Here is a 23,011-nt window from a genome sequence, read left to right on the forward strand (position 1 = left end):
CCCCTTGTGCCGACATCACTGGTCATTGTTGAGCTCTCGCCAAGAGCGACGGCGCCAGATGGCGTCGTCGATGGAAAGTAAGCCGCCACCTGCGACGCTCAACCCGGGAATCAACAGGTGTCCGCCACCCACGCTCGTTGCCACCGGCAAGGTGCCGCTGGTGGGTGGATTGTTCACGATGGCACCGACCGGTTGGTATGCGACGCCGCCCGAACTCCAGCCACCACCGAGAGAAGAAAGACCGCCATCCGCTCCGCCTGTGGCCGCGTCAACCACCATCACCGCGCCCGTGTCATCCGCTGCACACGGATCATCGCTTTGCGGAATCAGCGTTGTGATGACCACGCGATTCGTATCGAACAACGCGGTTGGCGTAACCACCATGCGCTCGCCCGTGTCGATCAGGTTGAAATACCAGCCGCTCTGGCTCGAGCTGACGGTATTGCTGGTCACGCCGCGCAATGTCTGACCGCTGGTACTGCCCGAGGTGCTTGCCAAATCCGACAGAAGTTGTGGCTGCAGATTCGTGGTGCCGACCACCGTGGTTCCAAGATCGCGTATGCCGTAAACGGCCTGCTGTTGCTGGTTGGCCACGGCATTGTCGTACGCACCCAGGTACTTGCCCGTGCCGAAAACCACGATGAATTTGTTGGTCGCCGGATCAGGGAACAACCGCGGCATCAACGTGATGGGCTGTGCGTACGCTGTTGTCGGCTGGTAAGCCAGGGTCACTGTCCAGAGTGACGGGTCGGGGTTGGTCAAGTCGTAACGCCATAGCTGGCCGACGAGATCACCGGCAAAAGCCACGTCATCGACCTGATCGTTGTTGTAGTCACCCAACACCGGCGTACCTAATCCGTAGCTGGTAATGGCTTTCGTGCCGATCATCGTCGGCGTCTTCAATTCGTTGATCAACGCACCGGTCTGCGCATCCAGCACGAACAGCGAACTGAAACTGTTGTACGCCGGGTTCGTGGTGCAACCCAGAGGTGCATCGCTTGCCTTGCAGTCCGGGAAATAACCACCCGGTACAAGGACCACCCAACGGCCATTGGCAAGACGCCCGATATTGGCCTGCCCGAAGGTGTAACCGAGATCCGCCGGTTTGCCGCCGGGATTGGTTCCCGTTGCAGCTGGAGCCGGCGCGGCACCCGATGCCACCGGCAACATGTCGGCATTGAATTCCCACAGTACGGAGCTGCTGGCCGTACTCTCGTTCACCGTCAACGGATTGGTGATATCCAGTGCATAGACCCCGCGACCACCGAGCCGCAGCCCGCCAACCAGGATCGTGTGCCAGCTGCCGTCCGTGCCTCCCGAATTCGGAAAAAACACGTCGCGCGTCACCGGTGTGGCATCGACGCCCGATACAGGTTTGAAATTTTTCGACAAGGTCAACGCACCCAGGTTCGGATACACCGCGCGCGGCACGTAAGCCCACAATTCGTTGCCGCTGGTGGAAGTCCTCGTACCGTCGGCGTTCTGGGTAGCGTCGAACGCGTGCAGCATGCCGTCGTTGGCGGCGACGTACACCGTCGGCGTACGCGTGTTGTACGTCTGCACGAACTGGTCGTAGCCATGTGGCGTGGTCGCCACCGCAGCGCGTGCCTCGGGTGAATTTGCGGGCCAGTTATTATTGCTGTAGCCGTTGGCTGGATAGGCGACGTACACCGGCTGCGCATTGATGACGGCACCAAGCAAGGCGGTGCGCAAGCGCATCACTCCGTTGTTCTCCGAGGTGCGATCGCCACGCAGCCAGGCCAGCCGGGTCTGCGCGCTATCGCCGGTTGCCGTGCTGGCAGGTATACCGAGATTCGTTACTTCGGCCGCATCCAGACCGCCCCATTGAAACGGAATGCCTGTCACGCCGGTGCCGCCTGCGTTGGCTTTCGCGGTGAGAATCTGTCGCGATGTCGTACGCGCCGTAAGCAACGCACCCACATCCCATGCACCGCCACTAACCGTCCCGTCGGCATTCAGGAAAGATGCGGTGAATGTGCCACTCCAGCTACCGAGATTGAAACCGGTATTGAAGCCCAGCGAATTCGCAATCAGCACGCTGGTATTGAGCGCGCCGGTCGCCGGGGGAGCCGCCTGTGCACCGATGTTGCTGAGAATCGAGCCCAGTTGGGTCGTCAGCTGTGAAGGACTGGTTGCACTGAAGTACAGGCCTCTGCTGTTAAGGGCTGCATGCCACGTATCGTCGATACCCGTGCCGTCACTCACGCTGCTCGTGTCATTGACCTTGGGCCATTTTGTGCCGCCCGCGATCAGGCTGTTGAGCGTGGTGGCGTTTTGCGACAAGGTGCCGTTGACACCCAAACCCACCGCATACATATCGATATGCTGCCAGACCGCTGGATCGTTGCTGGGATTGAAATAATCGGCGTCTGGAGCCTGAGTCGGTTGGGTATAACTGGTACCCGACCAGTAAGCCGGCAAATTGTTGGCTATGCCCGGCTGAAGATCATTCGCCCAATAGTAGAAAGCGAGATCGGAAAGCGTTGGCGTGGTTGCACTGCCACTCGTGCGGTTCCAATAGACGCTGGTGCTGCCTGACGAGTTTGAATACATCTTGCCATCAGGCAAGGTGACGACGTTGCCGGGGAAACCGGATCCCGGCGCACTGGAAGGTGTGTCCTGCGTCCAATAACCATCGGTCACCAGAATGTGGAAATTCTTCCGGCACGTCAGATCCTTGGCATCGTTGTTGGTTTTTCCGTTCCAGTAAGGGTCCTTGTTGTTGGTGGTCGGACTCTGGCTGAAATATTTTCCCACTCTGATCGTGGCATCCAGACTTGGCGTGCCGCCTTTATTCGGTGATGCATAGAGAAAGTTGAAAAAGTTGGTGCGTTGCGTACCGCTGAAAAGCCCGATCGTGCTGCCGGTCGCGAGCGTATTGGCATTCATGTTCTGCCAGACGATCTGGATCGTGCCCGCAGCCACATTGGCAAATGCCTGCGACAACGACGTTCGGGCCATCAGGTTGCGTGTGCGGTAATAGGAATACCAGTTGGCAAAGTTTTTCTGTAACGCGAGCGCCGTGGCGTCGCTCGTATTCGGCACCGTGTGGATGCCATAACTGCTGTCGGAATCAACATTCCCGCTACCGTTATACGTATACCAAAACCCACCAGCACCCGAAGATACGCTGGTCGGTATGCCGACAGAGCTGCAAGCGCCATTGTTGTACCAGACGCCTGCCACGGAGGCCTTGGCCTGGTTACTGCAATTGGACGCGTAGACGTCCGAGGGGAAACCCGTCGCCGTCGTTTTGAAAGACGTGGATAAATTGACGGTAGTGCTGCAGCCTGTACTCGTATTTGCGCAGATGCCATCCCGCCATGCTGCCGTATAGGTGGCGTCGGGAAAAGAAGTGCCATCCGGATTGGATGGCGGGCTATACGTCTTGGTCGGATCGTAATAGACGTAATTGTAGGATGCCGAGTAATAGCGTTTCGATTTGTAACCGGTTCCATTGCCGTCCGCGTTGTCGACAGTGTCCGGCAATCCAGAGGAGCCCATGGAGCCGGAGTCATCGAAGGTCAGCGCGATATTCGGCGCCACCGTCTGAGTCAATTGCGGCGGCGTTGTGCCGAGATCCACCACACCTGTGCTTGAACTGCCAGCCGGAGCGGCCGAAACATCCGGGCTTACGGAAATCACCACGATCGCGGTGGCCACATAAGCTGGCGCGGACATGCCACCCATAACCGTCAACATGAAAGCTAACGAAGCGTGGCGCAGACGCTTGGGAAACGAACGACCGACAAGCATGATTCTGGAACTCCGTTTCAATTGCTCTTCGCGGCGAATGTGCTTTCCAGCACGCGCACGGTGTTGTTGCTACCGCCACTGGCACGGGCGGTAATCCTGTAGATATGCCTTGTCGTACTCGTGTAACCGACGCCACCGGTGCCCGTGGCGCCGGACTCATGCAGGCTGCCACTGATGCCCGGCGCGTACTCGACGCCCATGTCCTCGATCATGTAGCGCGGGTTATCTGCAAGATTGCCGTGCTGAGTCGAACTTGCAAATGCGGTGTAATTCGTTCCATCGCCATAACCTTTGTATTCGGTAGCACCAGCGGTAACCCACCCTTGCTTGGAGCGGAAACTGGTTACGTTGGCTATCGGATTGGCCGGATCGAAAATGTAGCAGTCCGTGAAGGTGCCGCTGCCACAGTGGAGGTGCGTGCCGAGGCTGCTCGCGCTGGTCCACAATTTCCATTCGGCGCCACGCAACGCAGTCTGCGCACTCATCTCGGCCTGCTGCGCATTGAATAGCCCGCCGGCCATGCGCTCCTGCAACAACGAACGACTGGATGCGCTGATCGCCAGGATGGTCAGCAACAGCAAAAAGATCAGCGCCACCACCAATACCGCGCCACGTTGCGTACGCGCGGCTTGATGAAACGGTGGCAGCTTGTTGGACATTTGCATGATGACTCCATTGATCTATATTCAGCGCAGACGGCATCGAGAAACCGCGTGCGGCATCATGGGTTGTAATTGCGTAGAGCGACCAGCACGGTGAATTCACGCCGCAGCATCTGATCGACAAAGCCCTGCTGGTTCGGCGTGACCTGGCGAGTGCTTTCCGGCGCAACGGCCACGGTGTTTCCGTCGATGCTGTAGGCGTACATCATGTCGTCGGCTGCGAGCGTATAGAGCGGTACCTGACCGTCCATCAGGATGCTGACTTCAATACTGGTCACCCCGCGCCATAAACATCCGACAGCGGTTATGGCATTGATTTCGGCGGGCGGACAGTTGGTGGAGGCGTCGATCTGGCTGGCGGTGAGAAAACTTGTATTGCCGCTGGAGTCCTGCACGCCGTATTTGAAATCCAGGCGCTCGATGCCACGTACCAACTCGTCCTCCGAGCCACCTTTTTTGGTCGGATCACCGCCATTGATGCGCCGCATGAGCGCGCCAGTAAATGGGGCGGCGTTGTCGTTATTGACGCTGACCACTTTCAGATAATAGGTCACTGTCTGCAGATCGCGATTGACGTCAAATAATTTGGGTGCCGATTCAGGTTGCTGCGCTGCAGGCGTATTACTGCTGCCTGTACCGAAACCATCGGTAGAGTTGATTACCGGCACAATCACGCCGGTAGCGGATGCCGTTGCCGGAAATATCTGGGCATTCGAGCAGTCGGCAAGCATCGCCAGATCGCCATTGGCGAAGTTGGTTACTGGCGGCTCATCCGCAGAGGAATCCGGAATCAAGGTAATTGAATTGATCGTGCCCATGCTGGAAGACGTGGCAATTTTGCTTGCACCTGGCCCACCGATCGCCCAACCACTGGAAGGATTGACATAACGCACGGTAATGACATCCGTGCCGCTGACGCGAGCGCCCAATGTCTTTCCCATGGACGGCAATCCGGCTGCGGCCGGATTGGCTGGCGAACACGTTGCATCCGTAAGACCGCAGTCGTAGCCGCGCATGAAGAGGAACGACGGCATGCTGTACGGCGTCGAAGGTGCCGGCGGATACGCATGGCCTCCGCTGCTGGCACCCCATGCTGTGGTGACGTCACTGAGCGCACCCGTCAGATTCCTGGCGTAAACCTTGGGAGAGCGCAGATGGTCCAAGTACACGCCTCCCGTGCCTGCCTGTGCCACACCGCCGGTACCGGTGCAGTACTGGCCATTGGCCATGTGCAAATCGTTACTGAGCCGGCTGATTGCAAAACGCCCTTCTTCCTGCAGCCGGGCCAACTGAGTCTGCGTGCGATTACTGCTGGAGGTTGAAATGAATATGGTAACGATGCCGCCTGCAACGATCAGGCCCAGCACCATCGCCACCATCAGTTCAATCAATGTCACTCCCCGCTGGCGGTGAAAACAAATGCGCTCCCTCACGGCTGAAACTCCCAGGTAAAAGTCTGGATTTGTGCAGCGGCATTCGATTGACTGGCCTGATCGCCTGCCGAGCGCTCACTCCATTGGATCTGCATGTTGCAATTACCGCCATAAGGAGGGCGAAAATTGATCTGTGCAGTGGGGTTGTATCCGGCGCTGGTGGTACCGCCGCAAGTAATAGTGGCTTGTGGATTGGGCAGGAAAGCGCGTAGCTGGCTGCTCCACATCTGTTGATCGCGGGCCGCAAGACTGGTTGCGTTGCAGGCAGTTGTTGAGCAATCGACGGAAGCAACTGCAAGGGGGTATCCGCTGCTGTTGTATTTCCCGCTCCACACGCCTACGGAGTTGGCGCTCATGCGATTGGCCATGTTATTGGCCAGAAAGATCACCTGCGTTCGCAGATAGGCGCCGTGGTTGGAGCGGGTCGCCATCACCATCAATCCAGCCAGGCCAATCAGGCCAATGCTGAAGATCAGTGTCGCGACCAGAACTTCGATCAGCGAGATACCTCGCTGGCGCGACATGCATCCCATGAAAAACTCTCCCGACACCCCCGCGTGCAGGGTACGCGCCGCTTGCGCGCCGTCCATCGCTGGCCGACAAGCGGTAGAAGTTGGCCGACGAGTGGATGAAAACAGGATGGAAGCTTGATCTGCATCGAATGCGCATGTCTGCTTACCCGACGACGACGACTCACTCGTTTCTTGTGACTATCGCCATGAATGAATCCGCCAGGGTGGGTGCACGGCTTGCGCCATATCGCATCGCACCGTAAAATTCGCGGCTCTTCGCCGGAATAGCTCAGTTGGTAGAGCGGCGCATTCGTAATGCGTAGGTCGTAGGTTCGATTCCTATTTCCGGCACCAGATATGAAAAGGCCCGCTTGATGCGGGCCTTTTCATATCTGTCCTTTCGTATCCGTAAAAGACGGATCAGAAATTCGCCGAGCTGTTGTTGCCGATCACGCGCAATTCTTTTGGCAATGCAAAAGTGATGTTTTCCGGCTCGCCGTCCAGTTCACGCACTTCGCCCGCGCCCCAGGACTGCAGACGCGCGATGACGTCGCGTACCAGTTTGTCTGGCGCTGATGCGCCGGCGGTAAGACCAATGTGCTCGACGCCTTCAAGCCACGCACGATCGATATTTTCGGCGCCGTCGATGAGGAACGAACGCACGCCCTGCTTCTCGGCCAGTTCGCGCAGCCTATTTGAATTGGAGCTGTTGACGGAACCGACAACCAGCATCAGATCGACCGCATCGGCGAGCCGGCGCACCGCATCCTGCCGATTCTGCGTGGCATAGCAGATGTCGTCTTTTCGCGGACCTTCGATGTCCGGAAACTTCGTGCGCAATGCTTCGATGATCGCCTTGGTGTCGTCTACCGAAAGGGTGGTTTGTGTCACATAGGACAACGCGTGCCGAAATTGAGGCGCGAGTTGTTCGACGCTTTGCAGCGATTCGACCAGCAGAATCTCGCCGGAGTTCGCCGGATTCCATTGACCCATGGTGCCTTCGACTTCCGGATGTCCCGCGTGGCCGATCAGCACCACGCTGCGACCGATGCGGCCGAGCCGCGCAACTTCCATGTGCACCTTGGTGACCAGTGGACACGTGGCGTCGAATACCTTGAGATGGCGCGCATCGGCTTCCTCGCGCACTGCCTGCGACACGCCGTGTGCGCTGAAGATCACCGTCGCCCCGTCCGGCACTTCGTGGAGTTCTTCGACGAATACCGCGCCGTCGGCGCGCAATTTGTCGACCACGTAGCGGTTGTGCACGACTTCGTGGCGCACGTAGATCGGTGCGCCCCAGGATTCCAGCGCGCGCTCGACAATGGCGATGGCGCGATCAACGCCGGCGCAAAAACCACGAGGATTGGCGAGCAGGATGTCCAGGGAATGTCTCGTCGGTCGCGAAAGTGGAATGGTGATTATCGCACGCGTTTTTCAGGCTTGCCGGCAAACAGTCCGAACACGACCAGCGCGACCGCGCCCACGGTGATACCGCAGTCGGCGAGGTTGAAGATCGGGTAATTCCAGTCGCGGAAATACACGTGAATGAAATCGGTGACCTGCGACGCGTGCAGGCGATCGACCAGGTTGCCGAGCGCGCCGCCGATGATCAGCCCGAGCGGCATGCCGGTGCGCCAATCCCGACGCGGCGTGCGCGCCAACCACGTCAACAGCACGGCACTGACCACCAGTGCGAGCAACACAAAGAACCAGCGCTGCCAACCGCTGCCGCCAGCGAGAAAACTGAAAGCCGCGCCGCTATTGAACGCGAGTGTCCAGTTGAGAAAGCCGGGAATCACCGGATGCGGCACGCCCATCGGTTGCAACGCGTGCGTGGCCCACCACTTGCTGAGCTGGTCGAGTGCGACGACGACGGCGGACAGCCACAGCCAGATGAGCGCATTGGGTTTGGAGGACATGGACAAAACCTGCAAAAGAGAACCTGTAGGAGCGCACCCTGTGCGCGATGCTCTTTCGTCATGTCACCAGAAAGCATCGCGCACGGGTGCGCTTCTGCGCATTAGAACCAGCGGCGATCTTCGCCCGGGCCTTCGATGTTGTCGATGCAGCGATCGCAGAGTTCCGGGTGGGCTGCGTGGCTGCCGACGTCATCTCGGCGATGCCAGCAGCGCACGCATTTGATCGCGTTACTGACGCTGGCAGAGGCCCATACTTCGGCGCCATCCAGCTCAACTTTCACCGCGTCATCCGGACGTGGCGACAACGGCGCCACTTCCAAATCGGAAACGATGAAGAAGAAACGCAGCTCGTCAGCAGATTCGGCATAACGTGTTCGCACGGCCTCATCGGCGTGGATCACGAGTTTTGCTTCAAGGCCTGCGCCGATCTGTTCGGCCTTGCGCATGCCTTCGAGAACGCGTGACGCCGTATCGCGAATCGTCAACAAGTCAGACCAATAGCGCCGTTGTTCCGGCGAAGCCTGCGTATTAGCCAAACCGTCGTACCAGGTTTCAAACAGCACGCTTTCGCTGTGCGCGCCGGGCAGTTGCTGCCAGATTTCTTCGGCCGTGAAACTCAGCACCGGTGCCAGCCAGCGCACCAGCGCTTCTGCGATGCGGTACATCGCACTTTGCGCGCTGCGCCGACCGTGGCTGTCGGTCGGCATGGTGTACAGACGATCCTTGGTGATGTCGAGATACAGAGCGCCGAGCTCGTTGGTGCAGAAGTTCTGCACGCGCGCGACTACTTCCGGATAGTCGTAACGATCATAGGCGGCGAGCACCGCCTGCTGTACGTCATGCGCTTGCTGGATGGCCCACTGATCGAGCCGCAGACTGTTTTCCACAGACACGAGATGCGTCGACGGATCGAACCCATCGAGATTACCCAGCAGGAACTTCGCGGTGTTGCGTATGCGACGATAGGTGTCGGACACGCGCTTGAGAATCTCGTCCGAGACGGTCATCTCGTTGCGGTAATCGGCTGATGCGACCCACAGGCGAAGCACATCGGCGCCGAGCGTATCCATCACCTTCTGCGGCGCGACCACGTTGCCCAAGGACTTGGACATCTTGCGGCCGTTCGCGTCCACCGCGAATCCGTGCGTGAGCACTTCGTTGTACGGCGCGCGGCCATGGATCGCCGATGAAGTCAGCAGTGACGACTGGAACCAGCCTCGATGTTGATCGGAGCCTTCCAGATACATCACTTTGTAGTGCTCGGCGTTGCCCTGTTGCAGTTCAGGCCGCTGGCCGATCACCGCGAAATGCGTCACGCCCGAATCGAACCAGACGTCCAGCACATCGGTAACTTTCTCGTAGTCGTCCGCGTCCTTGCCGAGCAGCTCTTTCGCGTCCAGCGAGAACCAAGCGTCGACCCCGCCCTGCTCGACTTTCTGCGCGATCTTTTCCAGCAACTCGACCGAATCCGGATGCGGCTCCTGCGTGGCCTTGTGCACGAACAACGCGATCGGCACGCCCCAGGTGCGCTGACGAGAAATGCACCAGTCCGGACGACCGGCCACCATGCCGGCGATGCGTTCTTCGCCCCAGGTTGGAATCCAGCGCACGCTCTTGATCGATGTCAGCGCAGTTTCGCGAAGCGACGCCTGTTCCATGCTGACGAACCACTGCGGCGTGGTGCGATAGATCACCGGTGTCTTGTGGCGCCAGCAATTCGGATAGCTGTGCTCGATCTTCGCGAACGCCAGCAGCACGCCGCGCTGACGCAGCAGATCGACCAGCGCATCGTTGGCCTTCCAGATGTGCATGCCGCCGAGTTCGAGTCCGTCGGCTACCGGCGTATCGATGCGATAGGTGCCGCGCGGCTCGATGTAGTTGAGCAGGCCAATGCCGTATTCGCGCGACACCACGAAATCTTCGACACCGTGATCGGGCGAGGTGTGCACGGCACCGGTGCCGTCTTCGGCGGAGACGTGATCACCCAGGATGACCGGCACTTCGCGCGCGTAGAAGGGATGATGAAGTTTCAATCCTTCCAACGCCGCGCCTGTCGCATGACCCAGCACGATCGTGTGTTCCAGTCCGTAACGCAGCGCGACCTTGTCGGTCAGCGCGCTGGCCACGACCAGCATTACGCGTTTGCCGTTACGCGATGGGCCTTCGATCAACGCGTACTCGAGATCCGCACCGAGCGACACCGCCTGGCTTTCGGGCAAGGTCCAGGGCGTGGTGGTCCAGATCGGAATGGCGACGATCGCATCGACGGCGTCGACAGCGAATTTTGCAGCAAGCGATTTTGCGTCGACGGCGTCGTACGCCACGTCCACCGCGGGAGACACTTTGTCGCCGTATTCGATCTCCGCTTCAGCCAAAGCCGAGGCGCAGTCGAAGCACCAGAACACCGGCTTCGCACCGCGCACGACGTGACCGTTCGACACGATACGCGCAAGCGCGCGCAGCATGTCCGCCTCGTATTTGAAATCCATCGTGCGATACGGACGTTGCCAGTCTCCAAGCACGCCGAGTCGCTTGAAGTCGGTGCGCTGCGCATCGACCTGTTCCTGCGCGTACTCGCGACATTTCTGCCGGAACGCGGCGGCGTCGAGCTTGTCGCCGGCCTTGCCGAATTTCTTTTCCACCGCGATCTCGATCGGCAGACCGTGGCAATCCCAACCCGGCACGTAAGGCGCGCGATGACCGCCCAACAGCTTGGACTTCACCACCATGTCTTTCAGAATCTTGTTGACCGCGTGACCGATGTGGATCGAGCCGTTCGCATAGGGCGGGCCATCGTGCAGCACGAACACGCTCTCGCGGTCGGCCGTCTTCTGCTGAATCTGCGCATAGCGATCCACCCGTTCCCATTCCGCCAGCCACATCGGCTCGCGCCTGGGCAAGTCGCCACGCATCGGAAATTCGGTCTGCGGCAGGTTGATCGTGCTTTTGTAATCCTGGGTCATTGCCTGATTGCCATCTCGAATGAAGCGGCCCGCCAGCATGGCAGGCAAGGAAAGAACGTTAGTTGATTTGCACTTGTGCCGGAATGCCGACGGCCATTCAAGCTTCGACCAGTCGCGAATTCATGCCGAGCAGTTCGCGCGCCATGCGCGAGTCGATCGCCATCTGCGTCTTGAGCGGTTCGAGTCCGTCGAATTTCTGTTCATCGCGCAGCTTGGCGACGAATTCCACCGCCATGCGCTGGCCGTAGAGATCGCCATCGAAATCGAACAGGTGGACTTCCAGCAACGGCTCGCTGACCTGGTTCACGGTCGGGCGAACGCCGAGACTCGCCACGCCCGGCCAACTGCATTCGCCCTCGCCCAGCCCCACCCGCACCGCGAAAATGCCATGCACCGGGCTGACGCGCTGAGAGAGATGGATGTTGGCCGTGGGATAACCAAGGGTGCGGCCGAGCTGATTGCCGTATTCCACCTTGCCGTCGATGACGAAAGCCCGCCCAAGCAGCGGCTCGGCTTGCGCAAAGTCGCCGTTCGCCAGCAATGAACGTATGCGGCTCGCGGAAACGCGTTCGCCCTCCAGCGTGACCAGCGGCATCGTGCGCGCGGCAAAACCCAGCTGTTCGCCCATTCGCTCGAGTAACGCGAGGTCGCCGCCGCGCTTTTGGCCGAACCGAAAATCGGCACCAACCCAGACTTCACGCACGGCCAGTCTCGCGATGAGAACCTGATGCACGAAATCTTCCGCCGACATCGCCGTGAGTGCCTTGTTGAAACGCAACAGCAGTGTTCGATCCATCTCTGCGGCTGCGAACCCGCGGAGTTTTTCGCGAATGCTGGACAAGCGCGCCACCGGCTCTGACGAGAAAAACGCGCGCGGCAACGGCTCGAAACTCACCACGACTGGCGCGCACTCGATCACCCGCGCACGTTCGCGCACCCGCGAGAGCAGTGCCTGATGACCGCGATGCAGGCCATCGAATGCGCCGACCGCGATCACACTGCCGCCGGGCGCCAGGCAAGGGCCCGCAGCGTCCCTGAAAAGTTTCATCATCGCCTGAGTATAACGGTGGCAGCGCGCTGATTCAGGTCGAGGCCGCCGCAATGTATGGTCTTTCCCGGCGATCACCCGGACAGGATTTCGATCCGCTGCGACGAGCCCAGGCGATGACTCTGCGACGAATGAAAGTCCGGCGTGTCAAAATGACGACCTGATCTGGCCATCCATCGTTGCATGCCATCGATCATGGCTAAATGATTGACGCAACGGCCAATCGCCCGCATAATTGGCGTCTTTTTCCAACCTCAACCCTGTATTCCGGAGTTCTACCTTGGCCAACATCAAGTCCGCGAAGAAGCGCGCGCGCCAGTCCGAGCAGCGCCGCCTGCGCAACATCAGCGCCCGCTCCATGGTCCGCACCGCCCTCAAGAAGGTCGTCAAGGCCATCGAGGCCAAGGACAAGGCCGGCGCGATCGCCGCGTTCACCGTCGCTCAACCAGTGATGGATCGCTACGCTGCCCGCGGCCTGATCCACAAGAACAAGGCCGCTCGCCATAAGAGCCGCCTCAACGCGAAGATTCGCGAACTGGCATAAGCCAACAGCGATTCGTGTTCACGAAAAAGCCGGCGCGAGCCGGCTTTTTCGTTGTCCGAAACTTCGATTGTCTGGTCCGCGGACTACTTGGTCCGTGGACGAAACTCCAGCGGCATCGTTCCCGGCCGTGCCGCTGCCGGCGGTTTGGGTCCACACGCAGCGCAAGTGCTGCAGCCGTCGCTGCAATCGCCGGTGGCCTGCTTTGGCTGCAAACGTCGACCGAACGAACGCAGCCAAGCCGCGCGATCCGGTTGACTGAAACGGATCGACGCTGAGGCCAGCCAGCGATTGGTGAGCTTTGGCGCGAGCTTGCGAAAAACCACCAGCACGCTCACCGCCACCAGCAACGCGATCACCACGTACTGGATCAGCAAGGCGGCGCTCATGTCAGCAACCTTGCGATTTGATAAGTCAGCAGCGAAGCCACGTACGCCACTGCGAACATGTAGCTGAAAGAGATTGTCACGTTGCGCCACGAGTTCGTCTCGCGACGGATCACCGCCAGCGTGGACATGCATTGCGGTGCAAACGCGAACCAGACCAGCAACGACAGCGCGCTGGGGAGAGAGAAGTTCGCGGTCAGCGCATGTGCCAAGCCACCCGTGCCCGCATCGCCGCCGACCGCATACACCGTGGCCAGCGCGGCGACGGCGGTTTCGCGTGCGGCGAACGCGGGAATCAGTGACAGGCTGATCTGCCAGTTGAACCCGAGCGGCGCGAAAATGTATTGCAAGCCACGCCCGAGGTAACCGGCAAAGCTGTAATCGATTGCCGGACCGATGGCGCCCGCCGGTGGCGACGGAAACGTGGAGATGAACCACATCAGCACCGTCAGCGCGAGGATCACGCCGGTCAAGCGCTTGAGGAAAATCGTGCTGCGCTCCCACAGGCCAATCACGATATCGCGCGGCTTGGGCATGCGATACGAGGGCAGTTCCATCAACAAGGCGTGCTCACTTTTGTCGCGATGGATGCGCTTGATCACCCAGCCGACGCCCATCGCACCGAGAATGCCGGCGGCATAAAGCGCGAACAGCACCAGCCCCTGCAGGTTGAAAATACCCAACACGTGATGCATCGGAATGAACGCGCCGATCAGCAACGCGTACACCGGCAATCGTGCCGAACAAGTCATCAGCGGCGCGACCAGAATGGTCGCGAGACGATCACGCGGATCCTGGATGCTGCGCGTGCCCATGATGCCGGGAATCGCGCAGGCAAAACTCGACAGCAACGGAATGAACGAGCGCCCGGTCAAGCCGACCGACATCATCAGGCGGTCGAGCAGGAACGCCGCGCGCGGCAGATATCCGGATTCCTCCAGTGCGAGGATGAAGAAAAACAGCACGAGAATTTCCGGCAGGAAACCAATCACCGTACCGAGGCCGCCGAACAAGCCATCGGTGATCAAACTCTGCAACGGACCCGGCGGCAGCAACGTGGACACGTGTTCGCCCATCCAGCCGAATCCATCGCCGATGGCGTCCGTCATCGGTTTGCCGATCGAATAGACCGCCTGGAAAACAAGGAACATCACCACCGCAAGAATGGCCAGACCAAACACCGGATGCAGCGCCCAGCGATCGAGCGCGTCGTCCATTGCCGCGGTCTGGCGCGGCATGCTGACGGTGGCGCCGAGGATGTCGCGCACCTGCGCGTGCAAATCGGCGCGACTGATCGCATCGTCGACCACGGCCGTCGCGCCTTCGGGAATTTCACCGTCCACGCGCTCGATCAATGCCTGCGCGCCATCGCGTTTCACCGCGATCGTCTCCACCACCGGCATGCCAAGCCGGCGCTGCAGTTCCGGGACATCGATGACGACATTCCGTCGCCGCGCGGCGTCCATCATGTTGAGTGCGAGCACTACCGGGCGCCCCAATCGCTTCACTTCGAGCACGAACCGCAGGTGCAGGCGCAGATTGGTGGCGTCGGCCACGCAGACGATCAGGTCTGGCGCCGCTTCGCCGGGATAATTGCCTTCCAGCACGTCGCGCGTGATCTGCTCGTCCGGGCTGTTCGCGTCGAAGCTGTATGTGCCTGGCAGGTCGAGTATCTGCAGCGTGCGACCGGATGGCGCGACGAAACGGCCTTCCTTGCGCTCGATGGTGACGCCCGCGTAGTTGGCCACTTTCTGTCGACCGCCGGTGAGCAGGTTGAACAACGCGGTCTTGCCGCAGTTCGGGTTGCCGACCAGCGCGATGCGAACCGTTGCCGCGCTCATGCCGCCTCCTGCCGCACGGTGACTCGCGCCGCTTCGCTGCGACGCAGGGCGAACCGCGTCGAGCCGATCTGGATCAGCAATGGATCTGCACCCAGCGGCCCGATCGCCACCACCCGCACCGGCTCGCCATCGACGAAGCCGAGATCGCGTAGGCGCTGCGCAATCGGGTCCGACACGTGCGCGTCATGCACGTGTTCGACCACTGCGGTAGCACCTTTGGGCAGATCGGAGAGGCGCACGGGCAACTTCACAAATAAGAATTGTTCGCATTGTAGACCTTTGCCCGATCCGCCGCATCACGCGGCTCATGCGCTTGCAGCCAGCGTTTATGATGGCTTTCTTTGCCGGAAATCCACCGATGAGCGAATCCATCCTGAGCGAACGGCGCGGCCCGGTCGCCTGGCTGAGCCTGAACCGGCCGCAGGTCCACAACGCCTTCGACGACGTGCTGATCGTGTCGCTCACCGAAGCGCTGGAAAAACTCGATGCCGATCCCGGCGTACGCACTGTCGTGCTGACCGGCAACGGTAGTTGCTTCTCGGCCGGCGCCGACCTTCGCTGGATGCGCGGCATGGCCAGCGCCAGCGAACAGGAAAATCGCCAGGATTCGCTGCGGCTGGCGAAACTGATGCGCACGCTCCAATTCCTGTCCAAGCCCACCATCGCCCGAGTAAACGGTGCAGCGTATGGCGGCGGCGTGGGGCTAGTCGCCTGCTGCGATATCGCCATCGGTATCGACACCGCCAAGTTTGCCCTGTCCGAAGTGAAACTCGGACTCGTGCCCGCGGTGATTTCGCCGTATGTGGTCGCTGCCATCGGCCTGCGCGAATCGCGTCGGCTGTTCATCACCGGCGAAGTGTTCGATGCCGCGACTGCCGCACGCATCGGCTTGCTGCACGCCTGCGTTCCCGCCGGCGATCTGGATGAAGCCATCGAGCGCCAACTGCATTTGTTGAACAAGGCGGGACCGAATGCCCAGCGCGAAGCGAAGGCCTTGGCCTTGCGCATGGGCGATGCTGAACCGGCGCAGGCGGAACGGATCGATGCCGCCAATGCCGAGCTCATTGCCCGCCTGCGCATTTCCGAGGAAGGTCAGCACGGACTGGGAGCGTTCCTCGACAAGCAGGCACCGCGTTGGGTCGCGAACGTCTGAAGTGATTTCACGCCTGACCCGAACATCAGATCAACGGACAACATGCACATTCTCAATCTCGATCAAATCGTCCTGCAGCAGGCCAGCGCCGATGAATTGCCGCCGGGTCGATTAGCCGATCAATACGACTTGCGCTGGGGCGACATTGGCAGTCGCATCGGTGCACGCAGGCTCGGCTACAACCTCACGGTGATCGCGCCCGGCAAGCTCGCCTGCCCGTTCCACAACCACCGCGTGCTGGAGGAAATGTTCTTCATCCTCGAAGGCAGTGGTGAACTCCGACTGGGCGATTCCCGTTATCCGTTGCGCAGCGGCGACATCATCGCCTGCCCGCCAGGCGGCCCGGAAACGGCGCACCAGATCATCAACACCGGCGATGTCGAACTGCGTTTTCTCGCGGTGTCCACGCGTGGCGTCACCGATATCTGCGAATACCCCGACTCGGGCAAATATCAGGTCGTCGATCCCACGCTCCAACCAGAAAAACCGCCCTACCGCGTCATCGGCCGCTACGACGCAGCTGTCGACTACTGGGACGGCGAATAGCACCCGGCGCATAAGCGATCTGCTAGTTTTACCGGCTTTGCTGGATAACGAACATCCCGAGGATCCGCATGTTCGAGCGCGTACTGATTGCCAACCGTGGTGAGATCGCCTGCCGCGTGATCCGCACCTGCCGACGCCTTGGCATCCACACCATCGCGGTGTATTCCGAAGCGGACAAAGACGCGCAGCACGTGCGTCAGGCCGATGAGGCATGGCCGATCGGCGGGCCACGACCGGCGGATTCATATCTGCGCGGCGAAGCCATCCTCGAGGTGGCGAAAAAAACCGGTGCGCAGGCGATTCATCCCGGCTACGGTTTCCTGTCGGAAAACACTGCTTTCGCCCGCGCCTGCAACGACGCCGGGATCGTCTTCATCGGCCCGCGTCCGGAAAGCATCGATGCGATGGGTTCGAAGGCTGCCGCGAAAGCGCTGATGGATAATCACGCGGTGCCGCTGGTGCCGGGTTATCACGGCGAAAATCAGGACGTCGCGTACCTGGCCGACCAAGCCGGCAAAACCGGCTTTCCGTTGATGATCAAGGCCGCGGCCGGCGGCGGCGGCAAAGGCATGCGCATCGTGCGCAACGCCTCTGAATTCGCTGATGCACTCGCATCCGCGCAACGTGAAGCGGCCAGTTCGTTCGGCGACACGCGGATGATCCTCGAACGCTACGTCGAGCATCCGCGGCACATCGAATTCCAGGTGTTCGGCGACACGCACGGCAACGTGATCCATCTCAACGAACGCGAATGTTCCGCGCAGCGCCGTTACCAGAAAGTGCTGGAAGAAACGCCTTCGGCCACGCTTGATCCGGCGCGTCGCAAGGCGATGGGCGAAGCAGCCGTCGCGGCGGCGAAAGCCGTCGACTATGTCGGCGCGGGCACGGTGGAATTCATCGTGGCGCGCCAGGCAGACGGCAGCCCGGGCGAATTCTTTTTCATGGAAATGAATACACGCCTGCAGGTCGAGCATCCGGTGACCGAACTGACGCTGGGCCTCGACCTCGTCGAATGGCAACTGCGCATCGCCCACGGCGAAGCGCTGCCGCTGGCGCAGGATCAGGTACATGCGCGCGGACACGCGATCGAAGTGCGCCTGTACGCCGAAGACCCCGACCAGAACTTCCTGCCCGGCTCGGGCAAATTGCAAACATTGCGGCTGCCTTCGCGCTCGGCGCACGTGCGGCTCGATGGCGGCGTGGTCGAAGGCGATACGGTCACGATCTTCTACGATCCAATGATCGCCAAGTTGATCGTGTTCGACGTCACCCGCGCGCAGGCATTGCAGCGGTTGCGCGATGCGCTGGCCGACTGCGAAATCATCGGGCCGAAATCCAATATCGGTTTTCTCGAACGCCTCGCGCGACACCCAGCCGTGATCGACGGAACCATCGACACCGGTTATCTCGATCGTCATCTGGAGGAGTTCGTCACCGGCGAAATCGTGCCTGTCGATCGCGTGCTGTTTGCCTGCGCCACCGCCGCGTTGCTGGCCGATGAGCGCGAAGCGATGACCTCTGCACGTGATAGTGCCGATCCGCATTCACCGTGGAACCATGCCGATGCCTGGCGCGTCGGCCACGCGGGAAAACGCATCGTCGCACTCGCACTGCGCGAACAACGCCACGAGGTGGAAGCGCGCGGCCACGCTGGCGAATACGAATTGCGTCACGGCGACAGTGTCTGCAACGTACGCGGTGCACGATGTAATGACGACGTGCTCAGCGCGCGCTTCGATGGCGAGGCATGCCGGTTCAACGCTCGCGCGGATGCGCAACATGTGCTTCTGCACGATGCCGAAGGCCAGCGCTACAGCTTTTCGCGCGCACCGGCATTCGCATGGGAAGTGAAAGACGCTGCCGGCGGCAATCAGGTGATCGCGCCGATGCCCGGCCGCATCGTGCTGGTGAAAGTGAAGGCAGGCGACCACGTTGAACAAGGCCAGGAATTGTTGGTGATGGAAGCGATGAAGATGGAACTGGCCTTGAAGGCGCCGCGTGCCGGCACCATCGATAACGTGCTCGCCACCGAAGGCGAATTCGTCGAAGCCGATAGTGTGCTGGTGAAATTCGTAGCCTGAGCAGGCAGGAGCGCACCTTGTGCGCGATTGCTTCTCGCCATGCTTCAAAAGCAATCGCGCACAGGGTGCGCTCCTACAAATGATCCGGAGCATCCGATGAACCCGTCCAACCACGTCCGCATCGTCGAAGTCGGCGCCCGCGACGGCCTGCAGAACGAGAAAACGCTGTTGCCGGCGGACGTGAAGATCGCGCTAATCGATCGGCTTTCGTCGACCGGTTTGCAGACGATCGAGGCAACCAGTTTCGTGAGCCCGAAATGGGTGCCGCAACTGGCCGATGCTGCCGAGGTGTTCCGCGGTATTCGCAAGCTGCCGGGCGTGAGCTATCCGGTGCTGGTGCCGAACCTGCAGGGTTATGAGCGCGCACGCGAAGTCGGCGCCCGCGAAATCGCCGTGTTCACGGCAGCTTCCGAAGCGTTCAATCGCGCGAACATCAACGCCTCCATCGACGAATCCATCGATCGATTCGTGCCGGTGATCGAACAGGCACAGGCCGACGAAGTGCGCGTTCGCGGCTACGTCTCCACGGTGCTCGGCTGCCCGTACCAAGGCGAGGTACCGGTGAGCGAAGTGGTGCGCGTGGCGAAGCGTCTCTACGAATTGGGCTGCTACGAAATTTCGCTCGGCGATACCATCGGCATCGGCACGCCCGCCAAGGCACGCGCAATGCTGCATGCCGTTGCACAAGAAGTGCCGATCAGCGCGCTCGCCGTCCATTTCCACGACACCTACGGTCAGGCATTGGCGAACATACTCAGCTGCCTGGAAGAAGGCGTGCGCGTGATCGACAGCGCCGTTTCCGGCACCGGCGGTTGCCCGTATGCCAAGGGTGCCACCGGCAACGTCGCCAGCGAAGACGTGGTGTACATGCTGCACGGCATGGGCATGACCACCGGCGTGGACCTCGATCTGCTGGTCGCTACCGGCGCATGGCTGGCCGCGCAGTTGCACAAGGAAACCGCCAGTCGCGTCACACGTGCGCGCACTGCGGTCGGCTGAGCATCTCGCCAGCGCGAAGGATGCGTCGCTATCATGGTGATCTCGGATTTCGGGGATGCAACGATGCGTGCGAGCCGACCAAACTGGCAGCGTTGCCTGGTAATGGCGTCGCTGGCGTTCTTCAGCGCGGGCGTGCTGGCGCAGTCAGCGAAAACCGTGACGCCCAAAGGCGAATGGTTGTTGCTCCCGTCGCATGTGTGGACGGGTGACGAGCACGCCTCGCACGACGGCTGGGCCGTGCTGGTACACGATGGCAACATCGCTGCGGTAGGACCTGCGGATACGATCAAGGCGCCGCCGATTACGCGGCGCATCGAACTCCCCGGCACCACGCTCACCGCAGGCCTGATCGACCTGCACTCGCATCTGTTTTTGCACCCGTACAACGAAACCTTGTGGAACGATCAGGTGCTGACCGAACCGCAGGATTACCGCACGCTCGAAGCCGCCGCCCATGCGAAAGCCACCCTGCTGGCAGGCTTCACCACCTTGCGCGATCTGGGAACGGAAGGTGCCGGTTTCGCCGATGTATCCGTGAAGCGCGCGATCGAGGAAGGCCTGATTCCGGGGCCGCGGTTGTTCGTCGCCACACGCGCCATCGTCGCCACGGCGAGTTACGGACCCGGGCCGCGCGGCTATCGTCCCGATCTCGATCTTCCAAGCGGCGCGCAGGAAGTCAGCGGCGTCGATGCCGCCATGGCCGCGGTGCGCGAACAGGCGGCGCGTGGCGCGGACTGGATCAAGTTGTATGCCGACTATCGCGTCGGCCCGGACGGCAGCACTGCGCCGACTTTCACGCCCGCCGAACTCAAGGCCATCGTCGACACCGCGCATCTCTCCGGTCGTCCGGTGGCCGCGCACGCCGCCAGCGATGCCGGTGTGCGCATGGCGGTGGAAGCAGGCGTGGACAGCATCGAGCACGGCTACGGTGCGAGCGAAGCAACCTTCAGATTACTCAAGCAGCACGGTACGGCCTACGAGCCGACGCTCACCGCGGTCGAATCCACCGCGGAATATTTCGAGCACTACGTGCCCGGCAAGAGCGAACCGACCGAACGCATGCGCGAAGCCGAGCACGCTTTTCGTACAGCGCTCAAGCTCGGCGTGATCATCGGCAACGGCAGCGACATCGGCGTCTTCAAGCATGGCGACAACTGGCGCGAACCGGCCGCGATGGTTGCCAATGGCATGACACCATCGCAGGCGCTGCACGCGGCCACCGATGTAGCCGCGAAAATACTTCGGCAATCGCAGCACTTCGGTCGCATTGCGCCGGACATGGACGCCGATCTCGTCGCATTCAACGGCGACCCGAGCGTCGACATCAAGGCGCTGCAGCGTCCGGCTTTCGTGATGAAGAACGGCAGCATCTACCGCACACCCGAAGGAACTCCATGAGCGACGCTTTTCAGATTCGCCCGATCCGCTTCGAAGACAACGCCGCGATGGCGGCGATCATCCGCCACGTGATGCCCGAGTTCGGTGCGGACGGTCCGGGTTTTGCGATCCACGACGCGGAAGTCGACCGCATGTGCGAGGCCTACGATCAACCGCGTGGTGCGTATTTCGTAGTCGAGCGCGATGGAAAAATCATCGGCGGCGGCGGTGTGGCGCCACTGGAAAACGGCGAGCCGGACGTGTGCGAATTGCGCAAGATGTATTTCATGCCCGCCGCGCGCGGCATCGGCGCAGGTACGGCGATGATGCAATATTGCCTCGACGCCGCACGCTCGTTCAATTTCCGGCGCTGCTATCTGGAAACGCTCACCGGCATGGATGCCGCGCAGGCGCTGTACGCGCGCAGCGGATTCAAACCTTTGTCCGCGCCGATGGGCGGCACCGGTCACTTCAGTTGCGACCGTTTTTTCATCCTCGAACTCTGAACGGAGTTGCCATGGCCAGCCATGATCCTCGCATCGACAGCTATATCGAAAAATCGCCCGCATTCGCGCAGCCCATCCTGCGACATCTGCGCGACGTGGTGCACGCAACCTGCCCCGACGTGGAAGAAAGCATCAAATGGAGCATGCCGTTCTTCGGCTACAACGGCTCGTCGATCTGCATGATGGCCGCGTTCAAGCAACACGTCGGTTTCGGCTTCTGGCTGTCGCGGCAGGTCGTGGGCGGCGACAGCGCGGATGACTCGAAAGATGGTATGGGTCAGTTCGGCAAGATCACGTCCATCAAGGATCTGCCTTCGAAGAAAGAGCTTGCTGCATACATCAAGAAAGCTACTGCGTTGAACGAAGCAGGCGTCAAGTTGAGGCGTCCGAAAACCGCCGTGAAACCGCCACCCGTCGTGCCCGAGGCGCTGGCCGCCTCGCTGCGACTGAAGAAGCATGTGGCGTCGCGCACGCACTACAACGCGATGAGCGCGAGCATGCAGCGCGAATACGTTGAGTGGATCAACCAAGCCAAGACCGACGCGACGCGCGACAAGCGCATCGCAACCACCATCGAGTGGCTCGCCGAAGGCAAATCACGAAACTGGAAGTATGCAAAATGCTGATGGCACGCGCCCGATGATTCGCGTCGCGCACGAAAAGGATGCCGATGCCATTCACGCGATCTACGCGCCGTCGATCATCGATGGCGTCGCCACATTCGAAACCGAGCTGCCCGGCGTGGCGATGATGCGCGATCGAATTCTCGCGCGACTGCAGCACTATCCGTGGCTGGTCTGGGAAGAAGACGGCCATGTGCTGGCGTACGCCTATGCCGGACGCTTTCGCGAACGCGCGGCGTACGACTGGATCGCGGAGACGTCGATCTATGTTCATGGCGACGCGCAACGACGTGGCATCGCACGGCGGCTCTACGGCGTGCTGCTGGAAAGCATGCGCCTGCAAGGCATCACGCAGGCGGTCGGCGTGATCACCCTGCCCGGCCACGTCAGCGTGACCATGCACGAAACGATGGGCTTCACCACGGCAGGCGTCTGGAAACAATGCGGATACAAGCACGGCCAGTGGTGGGACGTGGGTGTGTGGCAGATGCAGTTGCAGATACCGGACGCGCTACCGTCACCGGTGATTCCATTTCCGCAACTCGTGGACATGCCGGCATTCCGCGAACTGCTCGTGTAACGGCGGCACTGGAAACAGGTCGCGTACGAAAAACCCCGCCGATCGGCGGGGGTTTTTTTCTACA

20 protein-coding genes and 1 tRNA gene are annotated in these 23,011 nt (G+C 60.8%); 10 read left to right on the forward strand and 11 right to left on the reverse strand.

Annotated elements, in window-relative coordinates; translation table 11 throughout:
- Positions 1–15: 15 nt before the first annotated feature.
- The 4 genes from GSQ73_RS15335 to pilV all read right to left on the reverse strand — a co-directional run bounded on the left by GSQ73_RS15335 (position 16) and on the right by pilV (position 6,405).
- Positions 16–3,702, reverse strand: coding sequence for a PilC/PilY family type IV pilus protein (locus GSQ73_RS15335; protein ID WP_158885516.1), 3,687 nt, complete (start codon positions 3,700–3,702; stop codon positions 16–18).
- A 92-nt stretch (positions 3,703–3,794) separates the two neighbouring features.
- Positions 3,795–4,442, reverse strand: a complete 648-nt coding sequence (locus tag GSQ73_RS15340; RefSeq protein WP_158885518.1) for a PilX N-terminal domain-containing pilus assembly protein — start codon at positions 4,440–4,442, stop codon at positions 3,795–3,797.
- A gap of 56 nt (positions 4,443–4,498) precedes the next feature.
- The gene (locus tag GSQ73_RS15345) at positions 4,499–5,836 is read right to left on the reverse strand and encodes a PilW family protein (RefSeq protein WP_158885520.1); all 1,338 of its coding nucleotides are present in this window, start codon (positions 5,834–5,836) and stop codon (positions 4,499–4,501) included.
- Between the two features lie 32 nt (positions 5,837–5,868).
- Positions 5,869–6,405 (reverse strand): type IV pilus modification protein PilV, encoded by a 537-nt coding sequence (gene pilV, locus GSQ73_RS15350; RefSeq protein ID WP_158885522.1) that lies wholly within the window; start codon positions 6,403–6,405, stop codon positions 5,869–5,871.
- Positions 6,406–6,662: 257 nt separating this feature from the next.
- Between pilV and GSQ73_RS15355 the strand changes: the two genes are divergently transcribed.
- A tRNA-Thr gene (locus GSQ73_RS15355) sits at positions 6,663–6,738 on the forward strand.
- 66 nt (positions 6,739–6,804) lie between these two features.
- On the opposite strand, the gene ispH is transcribed toward GSQ73_RS15355, so the two are convergent.
- From ispH to GSQ73_RS15375, 4 genes are all read right to left on the reverse strand, one after another.
- Positions 6,805–7,767 (reverse strand): 4-hydroxy-3-methylbut-2-enyl diphosphate reductase, encoded by a 963-nt coding sequence (ispH, locus tag GSQ73_RS15360; protein ID WP_158886527.1) that lies wholly within the window; start codon positions 7,765–7,767, stop codon positions 6,805–6,807.
- 35 nt (positions 7,768–7,802) lie between these two features.
- A complete protein-coding gene (gene lspA, locus GSQ73_RS15365; protein ID WP_158885524.1) occupies positions 7,803–8,303 on the reverse strand; it encodes a signal peptidase II in 501 nt (166 codons plus the stop codon).
- Positions 8,304–8,404: 101 nt separating this feature from the next.
- The gene (ileS, locus tag GSQ73_RS15370) at positions 8,405–11,266 is read right to left on the reverse strand and encodes an isoleucine--tRNA ligase (protein ID WP_158885526.1); all 2,862 of its coding nucleotides are present in this window, start codon (positions 11,264–11,266) and stop codon (positions 8,405–8,407) included.
- Positions 11,267–11,363: 97 nt separating this feature from the next.
- Positions 11,364–12,317, reverse strand: a complete 954-nt coding sequence (locus GSQ73_RS15375) for a bifunctional riboflavin kinase/FAD synthetase (RefSeq protein ID WP_158885528.1) — start codon at positions 12,315–12,317, stop codon at positions 11,364–11,366.
- 277 nt (positions 12,318–12,594) lie between these two features.
- Between GSQ73_RS15375 and rpsT the strand changes: the two genes are divergently transcribed.
- Positions 12,595–12,858 carry a 30S ribosomal protein S20 gene (gene rpsT / locus GSQ73_RS15380; RefSeq protein ID WP_072760571.1) on the forward strand — a complete coding sequence of 88 codons (264 nt, stop codon included), beginning with the start codon at positions 12,595–12,597 and terminating at the stop codon, positions 12,856–12,858.
- Positions 12,859–12,941: 83 nt separating this feature from the next.
- Here rpsT and GSQ73_RS15385 read toward each other — a convergent pair whose 3' ends face one another.
- The 3 genes from GSQ73_RS15385 to GSQ73_RS15395 are packed head-to-tail and all read right to left on the reverse strand — an operon-like array spanning position 12,942 to position 15,321.
- Positions 12,942–13,244 carry a DUF6587 family protein gene (locus tag GSQ73_RS15385; protein ID WP_158885530.1) on the reverse strand — a complete coding sequence of 101 codons (303 nt, stop codon included), beginning with the start codon at positions 13,242–13,244 and terminating at the stop codon, positions 12,942–12,944.
- A complete protein-coding gene (locus tag GSQ73_RS15390; protein ID WP_158885532.1) occupies positions 13,241–15,082 on the reverse strand; it encodes a ferrous iron transporter B in 1,842 nt (613 codons plus the stop codon). Before GSQ73_RS15390 ends, GSQ73_RS15385 begins: the two co-directional genes overlap by 4 nt.
- Entirely contained in the window at positions 15,079–15,321 is a 243-nt protein-coding gene (locus GSQ73_RS15395; protein ID WP_158885534.1) for a FeoA family protein, read from the reverse strand. The genes GSQ73_RS15390 and GSQ73_RS15395 overlap by 4 nt, the downstream gene beginning before the upstream one ends.
- Positions 15,322–15,440: 119 nt before the next feature.
- On the opposite strand from GSQ73_RS15395, the gene GSQ73_RS15400 reads away from it, so the two are divergent.
- The 8 genes from GSQ73_RS15400 to GSQ73_RS15435 all read left to right on the forward strand — a co-directional run bounded on the left by GSQ73_RS15400 (position 15,441) and on the right by GSQ73_RS15435 (position 22,947).
- Positions 15,441–16,235, forward strand: a complete 795-nt coding sequence (locus GSQ73_RS15400) for an enoyl-CoA hydratase-related protein (RefSeq protein WP_158885536.1) — start codon at positions 15,441–15,443, stop codon at positions 16,233–16,235.
- 42 nt (positions 16,236–16,277) lie between these two features.
- On the forward strand, positions 16,278–16,781 hold the full coding sequence (locus GSQ73_RS15405) for a cupin domain-containing protein (RefSeq protein ID WP_158885538.1): 504 nt from the start codon (positions 16,278–16,280) through the stop codon (positions 16,779–16,781).
- Between the two features lie 68 nt (positions 16,782–16,849).
- On the forward strand, positions 16,850–18,862 hold the full coding sequence (locus GSQ73_RS15410) for a biotin carboxylase N-terminal domain-containing protein (RefSeq protein WP_158885540.1): 2,013 nt from the start codon (positions 16,850–16,852) through the stop codon (positions 18,860–18,862).
- 96 nt (positions 18,863–18,958) lie between these two features.
- On the forward strand, positions 18,959–19,861 hold the full coding sequence (locus GSQ73_RS15415; protein ID WP_158885542.1) for a hydroxymethylglutaryl-CoA lyase: 903 nt from the start codon (positions 18,959–18,961) through the stop codon (positions 19,859–19,861).
- Between the two features lie 102 nt (positions 19,862–19,963).
- Entirely contained in the window at positions 19,964–21,259 is a 1,296-nt protein-coding gene (locus tag GSQ73_RS15420; protein ID WP_158886529.1) for an amidohydrolase family protein, read from the forward strand.
- Positions 21,256–21,744 (forward strand): GNAT family N-acetyltransferase, encoded by a 489-nt coding sequence (locus GSQ73_RS15425; RefSeq protein WP_158885544.1) that lies wholly within the window; start codon positions 21,256–21,258, stop codon positions 21,742–21,744. The genes GSQ73_RS15420 and GSQ73_RS15425 overlap by 4 nt, the downstream gene beginning before the upstream one ends.
- A gap of 11 nt (positions 21,745–21,755) precedes the next feature.
- Positions 21,756–22,370, forward strand: a complete 615-nt coding sequence (locus tag GSQ73_RS15430; protein ID WP_158885546.1) for a YdeI/OmpD-associated family protein — start codon at positions 21,756–21,758, stop codon at positions 22,368–22,370.
- 13 nt (positions 22,371–22,383) lie between these two features.
- Positions 22,384–22,947 (forward strand): GNAT family N-acetyltransferase, encoded by a 564-nt coding sequence (locus GSQ73_RS15435; protein WP_158886531.1) that lies wholly within the window; start codon positions 22,384–22,386, stop codon positions 22,945–22,947.
- The last annotated feature ends 64 nt before the right edge of the window (positions 22,948–23,011 follow it).

The organism is Rhodanobacter sp. L36, assembly GCF_009765755.1.
Lineage (GTDB): Bacteria > Pseudomonadota > Gammaproteobacteria > Xanthomonadales > Rhodanobacteraceae > Rhodanobacter.